This window comes from Candidatus Accumulibacter cognatus, from assembly GCF_000584975.1.
GTDB classification, from domain to species: Bacteria; Pseudomonadota; Gammaproteobacteria; order Burkholderiales; family Rhodocyclaceae; genus Accumulibacter; species Accumulibacter cognatus.
This window is the reverse complement of sequence record NZ_JDST02000105.1, coordinates 1-16,892: the sequence shown is the minus strand read 5'-3', so window position 1 is coordinate 16,892 and position 16,892 is coordinate 1. Positions and strand designations below refer to the sequence as shown.

Below are 16,892 nucleotides of genomic sequence, written 5' to 3'. Positions count from 1 at the left end.
GGCCCCTCAGTTGAGAATCCGCCTGTCAGAGGAACAGGGTGGACATGTGTCGGTGTGGCTGATGCAAAGCGCCTTGAAAGAGCAGGGCTATGTCTGGAAAAGGACCCGGCACAGCCTAAAAAACGAGACGAAGCCAAATTTCGGGGAGCCCAGGCAGAAATAGAAGAATTGCTTGAAAAATCAAAGCGTGGTGAAATGGGGCTGACCTACCTGGATGAAGCGGGCTTTGCGCAGGCGCAGCCCAATCGGAGCGCATGGACCGAAACAGGAGAGGTTCACCGCATTACGGCCGAGCGCGGGAAGCGCCTGAATGTGCTGGCCGCGTTGATCTCGAGGGGGGAGTTGTTCACGGCCAAGTTCTGGGAGACCACGACCGCGGCGCTCCTTGGAGGTTTCCTGGGTCTCCTTCTGGAAAGCGTCGGCAGACCCTTGACGTTCATTCTGGACAATGCGTCCATCCACCAGGCCAAGGCCATCCAGCCCCTGCTGGCTCTCCTGAAGCAGAAGGGACTCACGCTTTACTTCTTGCCCCCTGACAGCCCAGAACTGAACCGCGTTGAGAAGCTCTGGCACAAGATGAAGTACAAGATGAAGTACGAGTGGATGGCCTTCAAAGCCAGGAACGCTCCGACACTTGAGGCCAACGTCGACAAAATTCTGGGCGGCTTCGGCTCCGATTATCGGATGACTTTTTGCTGAGCGCTTACGACAAAGCGGTAGTCAGAAGAGCGCTGCCACCGGCAATGGCCATCGCCAACCCTCCGATGCCGCCGGCAACCCAATAGACCATCCCCGCCTGAAGCAAAGCGACCATCACAACCGCAACAAGCCTCGTTCTCATCCAGGCGTTCCTACCTGATCCTTTAGGTGATTTCCGCAAAACGCCATACCAATAGTCATGATGGTAGGCTGGACTCATGGCCAGCAATACAAGCCTTGCGGTATCTTGATTCCGAGAAATCGCCTTAGCTTCCGCAATACGCTTCCCTCGGATTATCGTCTACCAAAGGGCGGGGTCTCATGTTATCAGTATATTCCGCCTCCTGAACGCCTATGTTCCAGAAACTGGGCCGGTGACCGAAAACCGAGGTCGAGTGCAGGCGCTTGTGGTTGTATGTGGTTGTAATCAGGTGCCTTGGGAGATGGAAAGTGCAGTGACACCGATAGGTCAGTTGGACGACTTCATCCCGTTTCTGCATCTGCCAGGGCTGTGGTCGCTGTGGCTGGCTGGCAGGCTGTCCGCTAACGTATGGCAGCCTATACGCGCCGTCGATCGCGTGTTCTGGGCACGTGGATGCTGTCCATTCTGTCAGGACACCGGCGCTATTCGCACGTCTCGACCCTCTGCGGCGATGGGGTAAATCCGGGCTTGCTGGAGAGGAGCAGAGTCGTTTCCGAGGACGTCCTTCGCATGGAGTTGCTACGGATTCCGGAAGCTGCCGGGATGACTTGGCTCTCATCTCGACGAGAGCACGGCGGCGCTGCTGGACGCCGTTTCATCCTTGGCGGGAAGATCCAGGGGGGCAACGTCTGTCCCGCATCTATGCGGAAGGCAACTTCGAGAAGGCGGAACGCCTCATCGGAAGGTTTCCACCCTACGACAGCGCAGCGTCTCGAACAGGCAGATGGCGGCGGCGGCGGCGACGTTCAGTGACTCGGTGGCGCCAGGCATCGGGATATGCAATCGCTGGTCAGTCGCAGCCAGCACGGCAGGCCGGATGCCAAGACCCTCGCTGCCAAAGACCCAGGCCAGCGATCCCTGCAGATTGGCCGAATACAAACTGACCGACGCAGCGAGCGTGGTGGCAACGGATTGCCCGCGATAGGCAGCAAGGAACTCGGGAAGGTCGCTGTCTTCGTGAATGTCGAGCTGAAAATGTGCGCCCATCGCGGCACGCAGCGTCTTCGGCGACCAGGCCTGTGCACAATCGATCGACAGCAGGATCTGGCGAAAACCCGCGGCGGCGGCGCTGCGCAGGATCGAACCGACATTACCGGGATCCTGAACGCCATCGAGCAAAACCGTATCAGCAGCATGGTCCAGCTTGCGCGCCGCCACAGGTAGCGGAACGACGGCCATGATGCCGCTCGGGGTGTCGACCGTCGCGAGTTCGCCGAACAGCGCGTCGGAAAGCAGGGTAACTGTCTGCGCAGAGCGGCCTCGTTCCAGGTATCTGGCAATCTCCGGCCGAACGGCGCCGCTGTCGCTGACCAGAATTTCTTCCGGAATGCCACGGTGGCAGCCATAGGTTTCGATCAGATGCATGCCGTCAAGCAGCACCCGACCACTCTTGCGTCGTCCACGGCCACTCTCGCAGAGTTTCTTGAGTGCCTGGTAATGCGGATTGCTCCGAGCGACGATGCGTCTCACGGCGTTCCGAGGCGCGCTACTGGCCCGAAGCTGCGGCGATGTTCGGGGCTCGCACCGTATTCACGCAGTGCCGCCAGATGCAGGGCGGTGGGATAACCCATGTGCCGATCAAATCCGTACTGTGGATACACTGCGTGCAGCTCGCGCATGCCGGCATCGCGTACGGTCTTGGCCAGAATCGATGCCGCGGCAATGGCCGCGATCTTGCCGTCGCCACCGACGATGGCCTCAACGGGGTACTGCAACCGGGGGCAATGATTGCCGTCGACCATCACCCGGACCGGCGCGAGCTGGTGCCGTGCGGCGAGTGCGCTGACGGCGCGTTGCATGGCCAGCAGACTGGCCTGAAGGATGTTGATGCGGTCGATTTCCTCGACGTTCGCGGCAGCAACTGCCCAGGCCAGCGCTTTGGCGCTAATTTCTTCGGCCAGTGCCGCGCGTTGCCGGGCGGAAAGCTTTTTCGAGTCATTGAGGCCGGCAATCGGCTGCGCCGGGTCGAGGATCACTGCGGCGGCCAGCACCGGCCCGGCGATCGGACCACGGCCGGACTCGTCGACTCCGCAGACCAGGCCTTCAACTTGCAGCAGCATGCTTGCTCAATAATGGCGGCAGGCAGCCGATCACCGCCAGTGCGGCCTTTTCGGCAGCATTCTGGCGCAATTGCAGATGCAGCGCTCGAAACTGCGCCTTGAGCCCATCACACACCGTCTTGTCGGCGTAGAGGTTGAGCAGCGCCTGCGCGAGATTGTCGGGTGTTGCATCGTCCTGGATGAATTCGGGAACGATGAAGCGACCGGCCAGCACATTCGGCAAACCACAATAGGGCAGATAACCGCCAATGCGCTGCATCAGCCACCAGGACAGCGGTGCCATCTTGTAGGCAATGACCATCGGTCGCTTGAGCAGTGCCGCCTCGAGGGTGGCGGTGCCGCTCGCGACCAGAACGACGTCTGCGGCCATCATCGCCTGATGCGCATGTCCGAACAGCAGGCGAATCGGTCGTTCCTGGGCCTGGCAGCGATGTAGCGCGGCTTCGAAGAGCAGGCGCGTCTCGCGAGTCGCTAGCGGCACGAGAAACAGCGCATCCGGGATCTCGGCGTGGATCCGGAGTGCGGTTTCGATGAAAGTATCAGCCATGTACTGCAACTCGGATTGCCGGCTGCCCGGCAGGAGCGCAAAAACGGCAGCCAGCAAGGGCAGACCAAGCAGAGTGCGCGCACTTTCGCGGCCATCTTCGACCGGCAGCATGTCGGCCAGTGGATGGCCAACGTAGCTGACTGGAATTCCTTGCTTCTGATAAATCTCCGGTTCAAAGGGAAATAGCGCCAGCACCCGCGCAACCGCCGCGCCAATCTTGTGGATGCGCCCGCCGCGCCAGGCCCAGATTGACGGACTGACGTAGTGAATGGTCGCAATGCCGCGCTGTTTGAGTGTCTTTTCCAGTCCCAGATTGAAATCCGGTGCATCAACGCCGATGAACACATCGGGCGGATCAGCCAGCAGGCGTCGTTTGAGGTCCGCGCGAATACCGGCAATTTCACGATAGTGCCTGAGTACCTCGACATAGCCGCGCACCGCCAGTTTCTCGAGTGGATGCCAGGCGTCGAAACCCCGCCCGAGCATTTTCGGGCCGCCAACGCCATAGAACACAGCGTTCGGCAGCCGGGCCTGCAAGGCCTCAATGAGCTGGCTGGCGAGCAGATCGCCGGAGGCTTCGCCAGCCACCATGGCAATCCGCAGCACACCTGCGGTCATCTGATAATGCCGCGCTTCGATACTGCGAGGAAGTCGATCAACGGCTGGATTTCAGGATGTGCTACGACTTCTTCGATGAGCTTGGCGCGCGCTTCTTCGAGCATCAGTCCGGACTTGTAGAGCGTGCGGTAGGCACGTTTCAGGGCCAGCATCGCCTCTGGAGAAAAACCCCTTCGCTTCAGGCCCTCGGCGTTGATGCCGAAAGGGCTGGCGGTATTGCCGGCAGCCATCACGAAGGGTGGGATGTCCTGCACGGCCACCGTTCCGGCAGCGGTCATGGCATGCGCGCCGATGCGGCAAAACTGGTGGACGCCGGAAAAACCACCGAGAATCACCCAGTCGCCAATGTGCACATGGCCAGCCAGCTGCGCATTGTTGGCAAACACGGTACGGTTGCCAACCTGGCAATCATGCGCAATGTGTACATAGGCCATGATCCAGTTGTCATCGCCCATGCGGGTGACACCCGCATCCAGGGCGGTGCCCAGATTGAAGGTGCAGAACTCGCGAATCGTGTTGCGGTCTCCGATCTCCAGACGCGTCGGCTCACCAGCGTGCTTCTTGTCCTGAGGCGGTCCGCCCAGCGAGGAGAATTGATAGATATGGTTGTCACAGCCGATGCGTGTCCGACCCGAAATGACCACATGCGGGCCGATCACGGTATTGTCACCGATCTCGACATGCTCGCCGATGATCGAAAAGGCACCGACAGAAACATTGGCACCGAGTTGCGCGCCAGCCTCGATGATGGCACTGGGATGGATCATGGCCGTGCTCATCCCGTGGTCTTGACCAGGTTACTTTTAGCGCACATCAACTCGGCGTCTGCCACGACCTCGCCGTCCACACGCGCCTCTGCCCTGAACTTCCAGATGTTGCGAAACTGACGCTGGATATCCACGTGCAGATGCAACTGGTCGCCGGCAGCGACGGTCTTCTTGAAGCGCGCCTTGTCGATGCCGACGAAGTAGAACAGCGAGGTCATGTCGGGCTTTTCGCCGAGCGTCTTGAACGACAGGATACCAGCCGCCTGCGCCAGTGCTTCCATGATCAGAACGCCGGGCATCACTGGATAATGCGGGAAGTGACCCGTAAAAAACGGTTCGTTGATGCTCACGTTCTTGTAGGCGTGGATGGATTTACCGGGCTCACACTTGAGCACCCGGTCGACCAGCAGGAAGGGGTAGCGGTGTGGCAATTGCCCGATGATCTCGTGAATGTCCATTGCGTTCAAGACGTTTTCCCCATCAGTTCGATTGTCTTCTCGAGTTCGGCAACGCGCTCGGCAAGTTTTACCAGACGCTTGATCTGTGCCGCGTTGTGTAACCACTCGTGGTGTGTTGCGAGTGGAAAAATGCCGGTATAGGCGCCGGGTTGGCTGAGGCTCTTGGCAACCAGGGTACCGGCCGAAACATGCACATCGTCGGCAATTTCCAGGTGGCCACTGATCATTGCCGCACCCCCGACGGTACATCGACGACCGATCCTGGCGCTGCCGGCAATGCCGACACAGCCGGCCATCGCGGTATGGTCGCCAATGCTGACGTTGTGCGCAACCTGAATCTGGTTGTCGAGCTTGACGCCGTTGCCGATCACTGTATCGTCGAGGGCACCGCGATCGATCGAGGTATTGGCGCCGATCTCGACGTCGTCACCGATCACCACGCGGCCGATTTGCGGAATTTTGACCCAGTGCTGCCCATCCTTGGCAAAGCCGAAGCCATCTGCACCGATGACTGCGCCGGCGTGGATGACGGCGCGCCGGCCGATCACGCAGTGGTCATATACGACCACATTTGCGTGGAGGACCGAATCATCGCCAATAGCTACCCCGTCACCAAGCACACATCCCGGATATATCGTCACGTTTTCGCCAATGCGCACGCCGTCACCGATCACCGCGTTTGCCCCGACGCTTACCGATGCCGGCAGGGGCGAGTTGACCACTGCGCCGGGATGTACGCCGGAGCGGCCTGGCAAAGCCGGATTGAGCAGCCCCACGACCCGCGCGTAGTAGGCATAGGGGTTCTGATGAATGATGTGGGGCAGCGTCGTGTCGTTGGCAAACTGCGGCGGAACGATCACTGCCGCGGCCTTCGTCCTCTTCAATTGCGCGCGGTATTTCGGGCTGGCGATAAACGCGATTTCACCTGCCCCAGCCGAGAGCAGCGAACCGACTTGCGAAACGACCAACGATCCGTCACCTTGCAACATCCCTCCCAGACGGGCGACGATTTCGTCTAGGCGCAGACCTCCTGACACATGCACTCCGTCGAACTGAACAATTGGCAACGCTTACTTAGCTGACTGGGGATCGGACAAGGCCTTGATGACTTTATCGGTGATATCGAGTTTCGGACTCACCCAGACCACATCCTGAACGATCAAGTCGTACTTCTCGTTATCGGCGAGCTGCTTGATCGCCTTGTTGGCCTTTTCAATGATCGCCGCATTCTCTTCATTCTGGCGCAGGTTCAGATCCTCGCGGAACTCGCGCTGCTTGCGCTGAAACTCTCTCGACAATTCACCGAGATCCTTTTCCTTGCTGCGGCGATCCGATTCCGACATCGTCAGTCCGCCTTTTTCGAGCACTTCCTGCAGGCCTTGGACCTGTTTGGCCAGGCGCTGCAAATCCTGGTCTCGCTTGGAGAATTCCTGCTCGATCTTCTTGGCTGCCTTGACGGCTGCGGGTGCATCTCGGAAAAGACGCTGGGTATTGACGTAACCGATCTTCAACTGGTCTACCGCCGACGCGTAAGTCACCGGCAGCGAGCCCATCAACGCAACCAGCAGCCTGGCAATCGTCTTCTTCAAGCTAATTCTCCTAGATTAAAAGGTTGTTCCCATCTGGAACTGGAACTTCTGTAGTTTAGCAGTACTGACTTCGTTGATCGGCTGACCATAGCTGAATTTCAAGGGTCCCAGTGGCGAGATCCAGGCCGCAGTCAGTCCGGCCGACATCGCCAGGCCTTCCTTCGAGTAGGAATAGTGATTGGTAAACACGTTCCCTGCGTCAAAGAATGGACCGAAGCGGACGGATTTGTCGAAACCCGGCAGCGGCATTAGCAGCTCGACATTGAACACCGCCTTGCTGGTACCGCCAAGATAGGTGTCGGGATAAAGCGGATCCACCGGACCGAGGCTGGCAGTCTGATAGCCGCGTACCGATCCGATACCGCCAGCGTAGAAATTCTTGTAGAACGGCAAGCTCTGTCCGCTCAGACCGTTCGCATATCCAACTTCACCCATCAGCGCCAGAACCAAATCCTTGGTCAAGGAAAAGTAGCGTTCGTTCTTGTAGGTCAATCGATAGAACGACAGGTCCACGCCCGGGATGGCGACCTCGACAGCGGCACGCTGGATGCCACCGGAGGTCGGATAAATCGAGCTGTTCCGGGTATCGCTGGTCCACGTCACGGTCGCCGGTACCGTGACATTCGAGTCACCATGTTCAGCCCTGAACTTGATGTACTGGGGCGGTGTGGCGGCCGTGACGGGAGTAATGTCGATCGTCGTCTGATCGATCGCCAAGCCGAAGCTGAGTGTCTCCTTCTCACTGATCGGGTAGCCGAAGCGGATGCCGCCACCAATGGATTCGGACTGGAAGGCATAGCCCAGCGAGGTCGGGTTGACTCGCCGGTCGTAAAGGTCGAAGCCCTGGCTGATGCCATCAACCGTGAAATAAGGATTGGTGTAGTTGATCGCCAGTGTGCGGTTGAGTTTGCCGGTGTTCACCTGCAGCGACAGGAACTTGCCGCTGCCAAAGATGTTCGATTGCGAGATCGATCCGGAGAGAATGACCTTTTCTGCACTCGAATAGCCAGCACCGATCGAGATGTTGCCCGTCGATTTTTCGGTCACATTGACATTCACATCAACCAGGTCAATGGTTCCGGGAACCGGTGGGGTTTCCACATTGACCTCGCCAAAATAACCGGTTCGGTCGATTCGCTCGCGTGACGCGGCCACCCGCTCAGCGTCGTACCAGCCCCCTTCCATCTGACGCATTTCCTGACGAATGACTTCGTCACGCGTCTTGGTGTTGCCTGTGACATTGATCCTGCGCACGTAGGTCCGCTTTCCCGGATCGACGAAGATCGTAAACGCGACCTGATGCTTTTGCATATCGAGCTCCGGTGCTGCATTGATATTGGCAAACGCATAACCTTGAGCACCCAGTTTGTCGGCAATGGCTTTGGTGCTCTCGTTCACTTTCTCGCGGGAAAAGACGTCTCCTGGCTTGATCTTGACTGCCTTCTTGAACTCTTCCTCGGAGAGCGTCAGATCGCCCGCCAATTTGACCGATGAAACGAAGTAGCGATCGCCCTCGTTGATACTGATCGTGATGTAGATTTCCTTTTTGTCTGGAGTAATCGAGACCTGCGTCGACTCGATACTGAACTCCAGGTAGCCGCGATCAAGGTAATACGAGCGCAAGGTTTCGAGATCGGCCGACAGTTTCTGCTTTGAATACTGGTCACTCTTGGTGTACCAACTGATCCAGGTAGGGGTCTGCTGCTGCAGCACGGAAAGGAGTTCTTTTTCCCGGAAGGCCTGCGCGCCGACGATGTTGATCTGCTTGATCCTGGCAGTCTCGCCTTCATCGATATTGAAATTGATCGCCACGCGGTTTCGATCCAGCGGTGTAATCGTGGTGGTGATCGTCGCCGCGTAGCGACCACGTGACAGGTATTGGCGTTTCAATTCCTGTTCGGCCTTTTCGAGCGTGGCTCGGTCGAAGGTCCGCGACACCGCGACACCCACTTCCTTCAGACCCTTGATCAGCTGATCCTTCTCGAACTCCTTCAAACCGACAAAATCGATCTGTGCGATGGCCGGCCGCTCCTCAAGCACGACGATCAGCACCGGACCATCGGTTTCAATCCGGACGTCCTTGAAGAATCCTGTGGCGAACAAGGTCTTGATGGCCTGCGCAGCCTTTTCGTCAGTCATTGTGTCGCCGACCTTGACCGGCAGGTAGCTGAAAACCGTACCGGCCTCCACCCTTTGAATGCCTTCAAGGCGGATATCCTTGACCGTGAACGGTTCCACCGCCGCTGCGCCAGAGACAACAAGGGTAGCCAACAGACCTGCGCGCAGGTTTTTCTTCATAAGCTCAGCCGGAGAACAGTAGTCGATTGATGTCGTTGTAGAAGGCAAACGCCATAAGCATGATCAGGAAAGTCAGACCGATTTGCTGACCAATTTCCATGGCACGTTCGGAAACTGGCCCACGCTTGATGATTTCGACGAGATAATACAGCAAATGCCCGCCATCCAGAATCGGGATCGGCAGCAGATTGAGGACGCCGAGGCTGATGCTGACCAAAGCGAGAAATTTCAGGTAGTAGTCGATTCCCAGTCTTGCCGACTGGCCAGCGTAGTCGGCAATGGTGACCGGCCCGCTGATATTTCGCCAAGACACCTCCCCGGTCACCATTTTGCCGATCATCAGCAGGGTAAACACCGATTTTTCCCAGGTCTCGCCGACCGCCTTGCGAAACGCCGACCAAGGCCCGTAACTGACGGTGATCATCAAGGCCGTACGTGCCTGGCTGTAGTCGCTGACCGCCGCGCCAATGCGACCGATGGTGCTCCCCCGCTCGTCTACGGCAACCGGCGTCACCGACATCTCGATGCGCGCGCCATCCCTCAGCACCTCGACCCGCAGCGTTTTTTCCGGCGACTGGCGAACCTCACGCACGACCTCCGCCCAACTATCGATGACCTGCTCGCCAATACTCAGAATTTCATCTCCCGAACGCAGTCCGGCAGCTTCCGCAGCACTGTTCACATTGATCTTGCCGAGTACCGGTGGTAAGCGCGGGCGGTAAAGAGCAAAACCCAGTTGTTCGAGCGCGTCTCCTTGCCAGCCCGAGCGGCGCACTGACGAGACATCCACCCGGCGGATGACAATTTCGTTGGCCGCATTGATCACCTCGAGGTCGATCTGGTCATGCTCGGCAGCCCGTTGCAGCAGGAGCCACCGCATCTCCTGCCAGGTCTGAACCTTTTCGCCGCTCACCCGCAGAACCTGTTCACCGTCTTGCAGACCAGCCGCGGCCGCAGGACTGGCGATTGCCGGACTGCCGAGAATCGGCTTGAATTCTTCAGTTCCGTGCCAGAAAAGTCCCCAGTAGATCAGAACGGCCAGCGCAAAGTTGGCCGCTGGTCCAGCGGCGACGATCACCATCCGCCAGCACACAGGCTGCCGATTGAAGCTGCGGTGCAGTTCTTCGGCAGCCACCTCCCCTTCACGCTCGTCGAGCATTTTGACATAGCCGCCGAGCGGGAATGCGGCGATAGCCCACTCGGTCCCGTCCTGACCCCAGCGCCTCGACCAGAGCGTTCGGCCAAAACCGACCGAAAAGCGCAGGACCTTGACCCCGGCCCAGCGCGCGGCGAGATAGTGCCCAAACTCGTGAACGACGACCAGGATTCCCAGCACCAGCGCAAAAGCAGCCAGGTAGTAAAAAAAACCACTCATCCGGAACTCCTCGCGATCAATTGCTCAGCGGCTGCACGCGCTACCCGATCGGCTGTCAGCACCTCATCCAGCGAGCCAAGAGCTACTCCTGCCGGCAACTGGTCCATGACCGTTGCGATCACGCGGGCAATTGCCGTGAAGGCAATCTTCCGTTCGAGAAAGGCTTGTACTGCCACTTCATTGGCGGCATTCAGCGTCGTCGACGCACTACCTCCCTCGCTGAGCGCACGATAAGCGAGGGCCAGACACGGGAAGCGCGCCAGATCGGGTCTCTCGAAATGCAGTGAGGCGACCTGGGAGAGGTCCAGCGGCTCAACACCGGCGGCGATGCGCTGTGGATAGGCCAGGGCATGTGCAATCGGTGTGCGCATGTCCGGGTTTCCCAGTTCGGCGATCACCGAGCCGTCGACGTATTGAACCAGCGAATGAATCACGCTTTGTGGATGGATGACCACCTGAATCCGTTCGGCAGGGACGTTGAACAACCAGTGGGCCTCGATGACCTCCAGGCCCTTGTTCATCATCGTCGCGCAATCGACCGAGATCTTTCGTCCCATGACCCAGTTCGGATGGGCGCAGGCCTCGTCAGGGCTAACGGCATCGAGGTCGGCAGTCGCCATCCCGAGAAATGGCCCCCCCGATGCGGTGAGGTACAGTCCCAGTACGCCACTGGCCGCCAGATCACCGGCATAGTTGGCTGGCAGAGATTGGAAGATGGCGTTGTGTTCGCTGTCAATCGGCAACAGGGTCGCACCGTTTTCTCGCACGGCCCGCATGAATACCGATCCGGCCATGACCAGGGCTTCCTTGTTGGCCAGGAGAATTTTCTTGCCGGCGACGGCTGCTGCCAGGGTGGGCGGCAAGCCCGCTGCGCCAACGATGGCAGCCATCACCGTATCGACCTCGGGAAGCTGTGCCATCCGTATCAGCGCCTCGGGCCCATGCGCGACCCTGGTCGGACAGCCTGCGGCCGCCAGCCGCGCACCGAGGTCGGCGGCCAGGGCAGGCTCGCCAAGAACGGCATGGCGCGGCTGAAACTCGAGACACTGTTCGAAGAGACGATCCGCTTGGCGGTGTGCGCAAAGAGCGACGACACGATAACGTTGCCGGTGGCGGCGCAGTACATCAAGCGTACTGACCCCGATCGACCCCGTCGATCCGAGAATCGTGAGCTGCTGCACGGCCGTTCCGGAAGCCATCAAAGCCGCGTCACCAACCAGACCAGGGCGACCAGCGGCAGGGTCGAAGTAAGACTGTCAATGCGGTCAAGTACGCCTCCGTGACCGGGCAGGATGCTGCTGCTATCCTTGAGCCCCGCTTGGCGCTTGAGCAGTGACTCGAACAGGTCTCCCAGAATGCTGATTGCCGTCAACACCATCAGAACCAGCAGCAACAGCGGCAGGTTACCGGCCAGGCCGGTGGGCATCCTCGATGACATCAGCAATCCGTAGGCGAGCACTGCGACCGCACCACCAATCGCACCTTCCCAGGTTTTGCCAGGACTGATGCCGGGCGCCAGCTTGTGTTTCCCCAGGCTCCGACCAGCAAAATAGGCGCCAATATCGGCCAGCCAGACGATGGCCATGATCGCCAGCAGGGCTAGCGGCCCCGCTTGTCGCAATTGTATCAGCGCCAGCCACACTGGCAGGAGCAGTACCATGCCGGTCGCCAGAGCGAGAACAGGGTTGGCAAGAGGCCAGCGCCGTTGCAGCCAGACTGGCACCAGCAATAGCCAGAAAACCGCAGCCGGCAAATAGAAATAGGCCCCGAGACGCCAGGCGGTAGCGTCGAAGCCGGCACCCAGACCGACCGCCCCTGGTTGGAGAACTGCCACGATTGCACACAGGACGGCCAACAGGACTCCCAGCGAAACCTGTCCCGCTGCACTGAGGCGCATCAGCGCCCCCCACTCCCAGGCAGCGATACTGGCTACCGCTGTGACGAAGAGCAGCCAACCCAGCGGTGGCAGGTAAAAAAGCGCGCCAAAGAAGGCAGCAAACAGGACAATCGCGGTGATCACCCGCGTCCTAAGCATCGATACGCGATCCGGTCGGTGATGCCGCAGAAGCACCGCTCAACTGTTCGCTGGTGCGCCCGAACCGGCGTTCGCGCTGCTGATAAGAGACCAGGGCTGCGTCAAAGGCAGTCGAATCGAACTCGGGCCAGAGCACCTCGGTAAAGTACAACTCGGAATACGCGAGTTGCCAGAGCAGAAAGTTGCTGATCCGCTGCTCTCCACCGGTACGGATGAACAGATCCGGTTCCGGCGCATAGCTCATCGCCAGATGTGGCGTCAGGTCAGCTTCCTGCCATTCGGCGCCTTTCTCTGGGTCACTGCTCAACATGCGGTTGATCGCCTGCAGGATGTCCCAGCGTCCACCATAATTCGCGGCGATCGTCAGGGTTAGGCGGCTGTTGCCTGCCGTACGGTTCTCCGATGCCTTGATCAGTGCCTGCAGGTCAGGATCAAAACGTTCGAGGTCACCGATCACCCGCAGGCGAACGCCGTTACGATCGAGCTTCTTGACCTCTTCCTTGAGAGCGCGGACGAAGAGCTGCATCAGCAGGGAAACTTCCTCCTGCGGACGGCGCCAGTTTTCTGAACTGAAAGCAAACAGCGTCAGATATTCGATGCCGCGCTCAAGACAGGCCCTGACCATGGTACGCACCGTTTCAACGCCACGATGATGGCCGGCGACGCGCGGCAACAGGCGTTTCTTGGCCCAACGGCCATTGCCATCCATGATGATCGCGACATGGCGGGGGACTACCGATGCAGTCGGAACGTCTCGGGTTGAACTGGCAAAGCACCCCATTCTGATCACTCGTCGGTAGTCGCTAGATGGCCATCAAATCGGTTTCCTTGTGGCTGAGTTGCTTATCGATTTCCGCCACATAGCGATCCGTGAGCTTCTGGATTTCATCCTGGGCACGATGCTCCTCATCCTCTGAGCATTCCTTGTTCTTGAGCATTTCCTTGAGCGTCGCGATGGCATCACGTCGCAAATTACGCACTGCAACTTTGGCACCTTCACACTCGCCCTTCACCACCTTGATCAGATCACGGCGCCTCTCCTCGGTCAAAGCCGGCATCGGTACGCGGATCAGATCTCCCTGAGCTGCTGGATTTAGACCCAAATCACTGTCACGAATGGCTTTCTCGACCTTTGCCGCCATCCCTTTTTCCCAGGCCTGGACACCAAGCGTACGGGCGTCGAGCACAGTCACGTTGGCGACCGTGTTGATTGGCACATGCGACCCGTAGTACTCGACCTGCACATGATCGAGCAGGCCGATATGGGCACGCCCCGTCCGTACTTTCGCCAGATCGACCCTGAGTGTCTCAAGTGATCTCTGCATCTTGTGTTCAGCGGTTCTCTTTACTTCAGCTATGGACATCTCAATCTCCCTCAGCAATAGACCAGGGTACCCTCTTTTTCGCCCATCGCTACCCGCTTCAGTGCACCCTGCTTGAATATCGAGAAGACGTTGATCGGTAGCTTCTGATCGCGGCACAGCGCAAACGCGGTGGCATCCATCACCGCGAGATTTTGCGCGATCGCGTCATCGAAGCTGATCCGATCATAACGGGTCGCCTGCGGATCCTTGTTGGGATCGGCGGAGTAGATGCCATCGACCTTGGTGGCCTTGAGCACGATTTCGGCACCGATCTCTGCGCCGCGCAAGGCCGCAGCCGTGTCAGTAGTAAAAAACGGATTACCGGTTCCCCCGGAAAAGATCACTGTCCGCCCTTGCTCCAGGTATCGAATTGCCTTGGCACGAATGTAGGGCTCCACCACCTGTTCAATGTTCAGCGCCGACTGTACCCGCGAGACCATGCCGGCAGCCCGCATGGCATCGTGCAACGCGAGGCCGTTCATGACCGTCGCCAGCATGCCCATGTAGTCCGCCTGGGCACGGTCCATTCCTCGGGCGGCAGGCGCCACACCGCGAAAAATGTTGCCACCGCCAATGACCACGCCGACCTGCACACCCAGATCGACAACCCCCTTGATCTCTGCAACGATGGCCCAGATCGTCTGCCGGTTGATGCCGTAAGCATCACCACCCATCAATGCCTCGCCCGAGAGCTTGAGAAGGATGCGTTTATAGCTTGGCGAGGTCTCGGACATCGGCGTGGCTCCTGCAGGTCTGGTCGATCGAAGGTATGTGCTTTACTTCTGCGCGGCAGCGGCAGCCTGTGCGGCCACCTCGGCAGCGAAGTCGTTGGTCCGCTTGGCAATGCCCTCACCGACAACGAACAACGTGAATCCGGCAACTGAAGCGCCCTTAGCCTTGAGCAATTGGGCGATAGTTTGCTTGCCATCTTCGGCCTTGACAAATACTTGGCCAAGCAGTGTCACTTCATTCAGGAACTTTTGAATCGAGCCTTCGGCAATCTTTTCGATCAACGCTTCCGGCTTGCCGGCTTCGCGCGCTTTCTCGATGGCAATTCGCCGTTCGCTCTCGATCAGATCAACGGCTACACCCGATGAGTCCAGCGCTTTCGGTTTAGTCGCGGCAATGTGCATGGCCAGGTCCTTGCCTAGCTGATCGTCACCGCCAAGATAATCGACGAGGACACCGATCTTGGCTCCGCCATGGACATAGGCAGCAAGCCTGCCCTTGGCAGTGATGCGCGCAAAACGGCGGATCGACATGTTCTCGCCGATCTTGCCAACCAGCGCAGTACGAGTCGATTCGACGCTGCCCTCGCCCATCGGCAACGCCGACAAAGCAGCCACGTCCGCCGGGTCATGCTCGGCGACCAGTACCGCGCAATCTCTGGCCAATTTCAGAAATTCGTCATTCTTGCCGACAAAGTCTGTTTCGCAGTTGATTTCGATCATTGCACCAAGCTTGTGGTCATTCGATCTGTGGATCGCCACGACACCCTCGGCGGTAATCCGACTGGCCGCCTTGCTGGCCTTGGAACCGAGTTTGACGCGCAGAATCTCTTCAGCTTTGGCGAGGTCGCCGGCGGCCTCCGTCAGTGCCCGTTTGCACTCCATCATCGGCGCATCGGTTCTTTCGCGTAGCTCTTTCACCATACTTGCGGTAATTTCCGCCATTTCAGTCTCCACTTGCTGTCCCGGCCAGAATCGCCGGCCGTAGCTCATTCGATACGTTCAGGAAAAACAAACCGGCCGCGAACAGGTCCAGTCGCACGGCCAGCGGGGTAAAGCCGACGCTCGGTCGCTCAGTCTTCTTCTTCAATAAACTCGTCGCCCGATACAACATCGAGGATTTCGTCGACGAACTGGCTGCGTCCCTCGAGAACGGCATCAGCAACGCCGCGAGCATAAAGACGGATGGCGCGAGAGGAATCGTCGTTACCAGGAATGATGTAATCGATGCCCTCGGGTGAATGATTGGTATCGACCACCGCAACAATCGGAATACCCAGCTTGTTTGCTTCGGTGATGGCAATCTTGTGGTAACCAACGTCAACCACAAACAGGGCATCAGGTAACGATCCCATGTTCTTGATGCCGCCGATCGACTTGTGCATTTTGTCGAGTTCGCGCGTGAGCATCAGTGCCTCTTTCTTGCCGAGCCGATCAAGGGAACCATCTTCACACATGGTTTCCATCTCCTTGAGACGCTTGATCGACTGCTTGATGGTCTTGAAGTTGGTCAGCATGCCGCCCAGCCAGCGCTGATCGACGTACGGGGAGGCACAACGTGACGCTTCCTCGGCCATGATTTCGCGCGCCTGGCGCTTGGTTCCGACAAACAGGATGGTGCCCTTGTTGGCCGATAGCCGGCGAACAAAATTCATGGCCTCGTTATACTTGGCCAGCGTCTTTTCGAGGTTGACGATGTGAATCTTGCTGCGGGCGCCAAAGATATAGGGCGCCATCTTGGGATTCCAGAATCTCGTCTGATGGCCGAAATGAACACCAGCCTCAAGCATCTGTCGCATTGTTGTAGACATACGTTCCTACTTTCAATATCAGGGTTTGACCACCATCCGCCCACCTACAGCCCGCCATTCTGGCGGGCACCCTTGAACAGGCGAATGTGCGTAGTTGGACGTACCTCGTCAGTACGCCTGACGCATCACGAAAATGCGTCTCTATATTTTGCTGACGGGATCAGCAAAATTTTCTGATGATATCATCAAGAGCCCTTGAATTTCAATTCCGGGATATTCGGTCACCAGAAAACGGATGTTTGGTTAAATGGGTAACAGCGTTTTCATGGTTGCAAAGCCAAAAACCCTCGCCGCAAGTATGCGGGAGGGTTTGGGTAAAGGGGGGAGCCTGGCGGTGACCT

The 16,892-nt window shown here is 58.5% G+C and carries 18 protein-coding genes; 1 reads left to right on the top strand and 17 read right to left on the bottom strand.

The genetic code is table 11. The features are described 5' to 3' along the window. Positions 1 to 699: IS630 family transposase (locus tag AW06_RS21075; protein ID WP_273704843.1), on the top strand; the 699-nt coding region annotated here is incomplete at its 5' end. A 4-nt stretch (positions 700 to 703) separates the two neighbouring features. On the opposite strand, the gene AW06_RS21070 is transcribed toward AW06_RS21075, so the two are convergent. From AW06_RS21070 to rpsB, 17 genes are all read right to left on the bottom strand, one after another. Continuing rightward, a complete protein-coding gene (locus AW06_RS21070; RefSeq protein ID WP_171047470.1) occupies positions 704 to 841 on the bottom strand; it encodes a hypothetical protein in 138 nt (45 codons plus the stop codon). Between the two features lie 735 nt (positions 842 to 1,576). Beyond that, on the bottom strand, positions 1,577 to 2,371 hold the full coding sequence (locus AW06_RS17400) for an RNA methyltransferase (RefSeq protein ID WP_034952735.1): 795 nt from the start codon (positions 2,369 to 2,371) through the stop codon (positions 1,577 to 1,579). After that, positions 2,368 to 2,961 carry a ribonuclease HII gene (gene rnhB, locus AW06_RS17395; RefSeq protein ID WP_034952733.1) on the bottom strand — a complete coding sequence of 198 codons (594 nt, stop codon included), beginning with the start codon at positions 2,959 to 2,961 and terminating at the stop codon, positions 2,368 to 2,370. Before rnhB ends, AW06_RS17400 begins: the two co-directional genes overlap by 4 nt. Beyond that, positions 2,945 to 4,126 carry a lipid-A-disaccharide synthase gene (gene lpxB / locus AW06_RS17390; RefSeq protein WP_034952731.1) on the bottom strand — a complete coding sequence of 394 codons (1,182 nt, stop codon included), beginning with the start codon at positions 4,124 to 4,126 and terminating at the stop codon, positions 2,945 to 2,947. Before lpxB ends, rnhB begins: the two co-directional genes overlap by 17 nt. Then, positions 4,123 to 4,893 carry an acyl-ACP--UDP-N-acetylglucosamine O-acyltransferase gene (lpxA, locus tag AW06_RS17385; protein ID WP_034952729.1) on the bottom strand — a complete coding sequence of 257 codons (771 nt, stop codon included), beginning with the start codon at positions 4,891 to 4,893 and terminating at the stop codon, positions 4,123 to 4,125. Before lpxA ends, lpxB begins: the two co-directional genes overlap by 4 nt. An 8-nt stretch (positions 4,894 to 4,901) precedes the next feature. Then, complete coding sequence (gene fabZ / locus AW06_RS17380) at positions 4,902 to 5,351, bottom strand: 3-hydroxyacyl-ACP dehydratase FabZ (protein WP_034952728.1); 450 nt, start codon at positions 5,349 to 5,351, stop codon at positions 4,902 to 4,904. A 5-nt stretch (positions 5,352 to 5,356) separates the two neighbouring features. Then, on the bottom strand, positions 5,357 to 6,388 hold the full coding sequence (gene lpxD, locus AW06_RS17375) for a UDP-3-O-(3-hydroxymyristoyl)glucosamine N-acyltransferase (RefSeq protein WP_034952726.1): 1,032 nt from the start codon (positions 6,386 to 6,388) through the stop codon (positions 5,357 to 5,359). Between the two features lie 33 nt (positions 6,389 to 6,421). Next, the gene (locus AW06_RS17370) at positions 6,422 to 6,940 is read right to left on the bottom strand and encodes an OmpH family outer membrane protein (protein ID WP_273704842.1); all 519 of its coding nucleotides are present in this window, start codon (positions 6,938 to 6,940) and stop codon (positions 6,422 to 6,424) included. A 15-nt stretch (positions 6,941 to 6,955) separates the two neighbouring features. Beyond that, entirely contained in the window at positions 6,956 to 9,238 is a 2,283-nt protein-coding gene (gene bamA / locus AW06_RS17365; protein ID WP_034952724.1) for an outer membrane protein assembly factor BamA, read from the bottom strand. A 4-nt stretch (positions 9,239 to 9,242) separates the two neighbouring features. After that, positions 9,243 to 10,613 (bottom strand): RIP metalloprotease RseP, encoded by a 1,371-nt coding sequence (gene rseP / locus AW06_RS17360; protein WP_034952722.1) that lies wholly within the window; start codon positions 10,611 to 10,613, stop codon positions 9,243 to 9,245. After that, on the bottom strand, positions 10,610 to 11,812 hold the full coding sequence (gene ispC, locus AW06_RS17355) for a 1-deoxy-D-xylulose-5-phosphate reductoisomerase (protein ID WP_034952720.1): 1,203 nt from the start codon (positions 11,810 to 11,812) through the stop codon (positions 10,610 to 10,612). The genes rseP and ispC overlap by 4 nt, the downstream gene beginning before the upstream one ends. After that, complete coding sequence (locus AW06_RS17350; protein ID WP_034952718.1) at positions 11,812 to 12,648, bottom strand: phosphatidate cytidylyltransferase; 837 nt, start codon at positions 12,646 to 12,648, stop codon at positions 11,812 to 11,814. Before AW06_RS17350 ends, ispC begins: the two co-directional genes overlap by 1 nt. After that, positions 12,641 to 13,429, bottom strand: coding sequence for a polyprenyl diphosphate synthase (gene uppS / locus AW06_RS17345; protein ID WP_034952739.1), 789 nt, complete (start codon positions 13,427 to 13,429; stop codon positions 12,641 to 12,643). Before uppS ends, AW06_RS17350 begins: the two co-directional genes overlap by 8 nt. A gap of 22 nt (positions 13,430 to 13,451) precedes the next feature. Next, a complete protein-coding gene (frr, locus tag AW06_RS17340; RefSeq protein WP_034952716.1) occupies positions 13,452 to 14,012 on the bottom strand; it encodes a ribosome recycling factor in 561 nt (186 codons plus the stop codon). Between the two features lie 11 nt (positions 14,013 to 14,023). Next, the gene (pyrH, locus tag AW06_RS17335) at positions 14,024 to 14,746 is read right to left on the bottom strand and encodes a UMP kinase (RefSeq protein WP_034952714.1); all 723 of its coding nucleotides are present in this window, start codon (positions 14,744 to 14,746) and stop codon (positions 14,024 to 14,026) included. 42 nt (positions 14,747 to 14,788) lie between these two features. Beyond that, the gene (tsf, locus tag AW06_RS17330; RefSeq protein WP_034952737.1) at positions 14,789 to 15,685 is read right to left on the bottom strand and encodes a translation elongation factor Ts; all 897 of its coding nucleotides are present in this window, start codon (positions 15,683 to 15,685) and stop codon (positions 14,789 to 14,791) included. Positions 15,686 to 15,813: 128 nt separating this feature from the next. Beyond that, positions 15,814 to 16,551 carry a 30S ribosomal protein S2 gene (gene rpsB / locus AW06_RS17325; RefSeq protein ID WP_034952712.1) on the bottom strand — a complete coding sequence of 246 codons (738 nt, stop codon included), beginning with the start codon at positions 16,549 to 16,551 and terminating at the stop codon, positions 15,814 to 15,816. Positions 16,552 to 16,892 lie beyond the last annotated feature (341 nt).

What these genes read in the sequence shown, in the direction of transcription:
- AW06_RS21070 (WP_171047470.1), bottom strand. Translation starts at nt 841, where the DNA reads ATGAGAACGAGGCTTGTTGCGGTTGTGATGGTCGCTTTGCTTCAGGCG.
- rnhB (WP_034952733.1), bottom strand. Translation starts at nt 2,961, where the DNA reads ATGCTGCTGCAAGTTGAAGGCCTGGTCTGCGGAGTCGACGAGTCCGGC.
- lpxB (WP_034952731.1), bottom strand. Translation starts at nt 4,126, where the DNA reads ATGACCGCAGGTGTGCTGCGGATTGCCATGGTGGCTGGCGAAGCCTCC.
- lpxA (WP_034952729.1), bottom strand. Translation starts at nt 4,893, where the DNA reads ATGATCCATCCCAGTGCCATCATCGAGGCTGGCGCGCAACTCGGTGCC.
- fabZ (WP_034952728.1), bottom strand. Translation starts at nt 5,351, where the DNA reads ATGGACATTCACGAGATCATCGGGCAATTGCCACACCGCTACCCCTTC.
- bamA (WP_034952724.1), bottom strand. Translation starts at nt 9,238, where the DNA reads ATGAAGAAAAACCTGCGCGCAGGTCTGTTGGCTACCCTTGTTGTCTCT.
- rseP (WP_034952722.1), bottom strand. Translation starts at nt 10,613, where the DNA reads ATGAGTGGTTTTTTTTACTACCTGGCTGCTTTTGCGCTGGTGCTGGGA.
- ispC (WP_034952720.1), bottom strand. Translation starts at nt 11,812, where the DNA reads ATGGCTTCCGGAACGGCCGTGCAGCAGCTCACGATTCTCGGATCGACG.
- AW06_RS17350 (WP_034952718.1), bottom strand. Translation starts at nt 12,648, where the DNA reads ATGCTTAGGACGCGGGTGATCACCGCGATTGTCCTGTTTGCTGCCTTC.
- uppS (WP_034952739.1), bottom strand. Translation starts at nt 13,429, where the DNA reads ATGGGGTGCTTTGCCAGTTCAACCCGAGACGTTCCGACTGCATCGGTA.
- frr (WP_034952716.1), bottom strand. Translation starts at nt 14,012, where the DNA reads ATGTCCATAGCTGAAGTAAAGAGAACCGCTGAACACAAGATGCAGAGA.
- pyrH (WP_034952714.1), bottom strand. Translation starts at nt 14,746, where the DNA reads ATGTCCGAGACCTCGCCAAGCTATAAACGCATCCTTCTCAAGCTCTCG.
- tsf (WP_034952737.1), bottom strand. Translation starts at nt 15,685, where the DNA reads ATGGCGGAAATTACCGCAAGTATGGTGAAAGAGCTACGCGAAAGAACC.
- rpsB (WP_034952712.1), bottom strand. Translation starts at nt 16,551, where the DNA reads ATGTCTACAACAATGCGACAGATGCTTGAGGCTGGTGTTCATTTCGGC.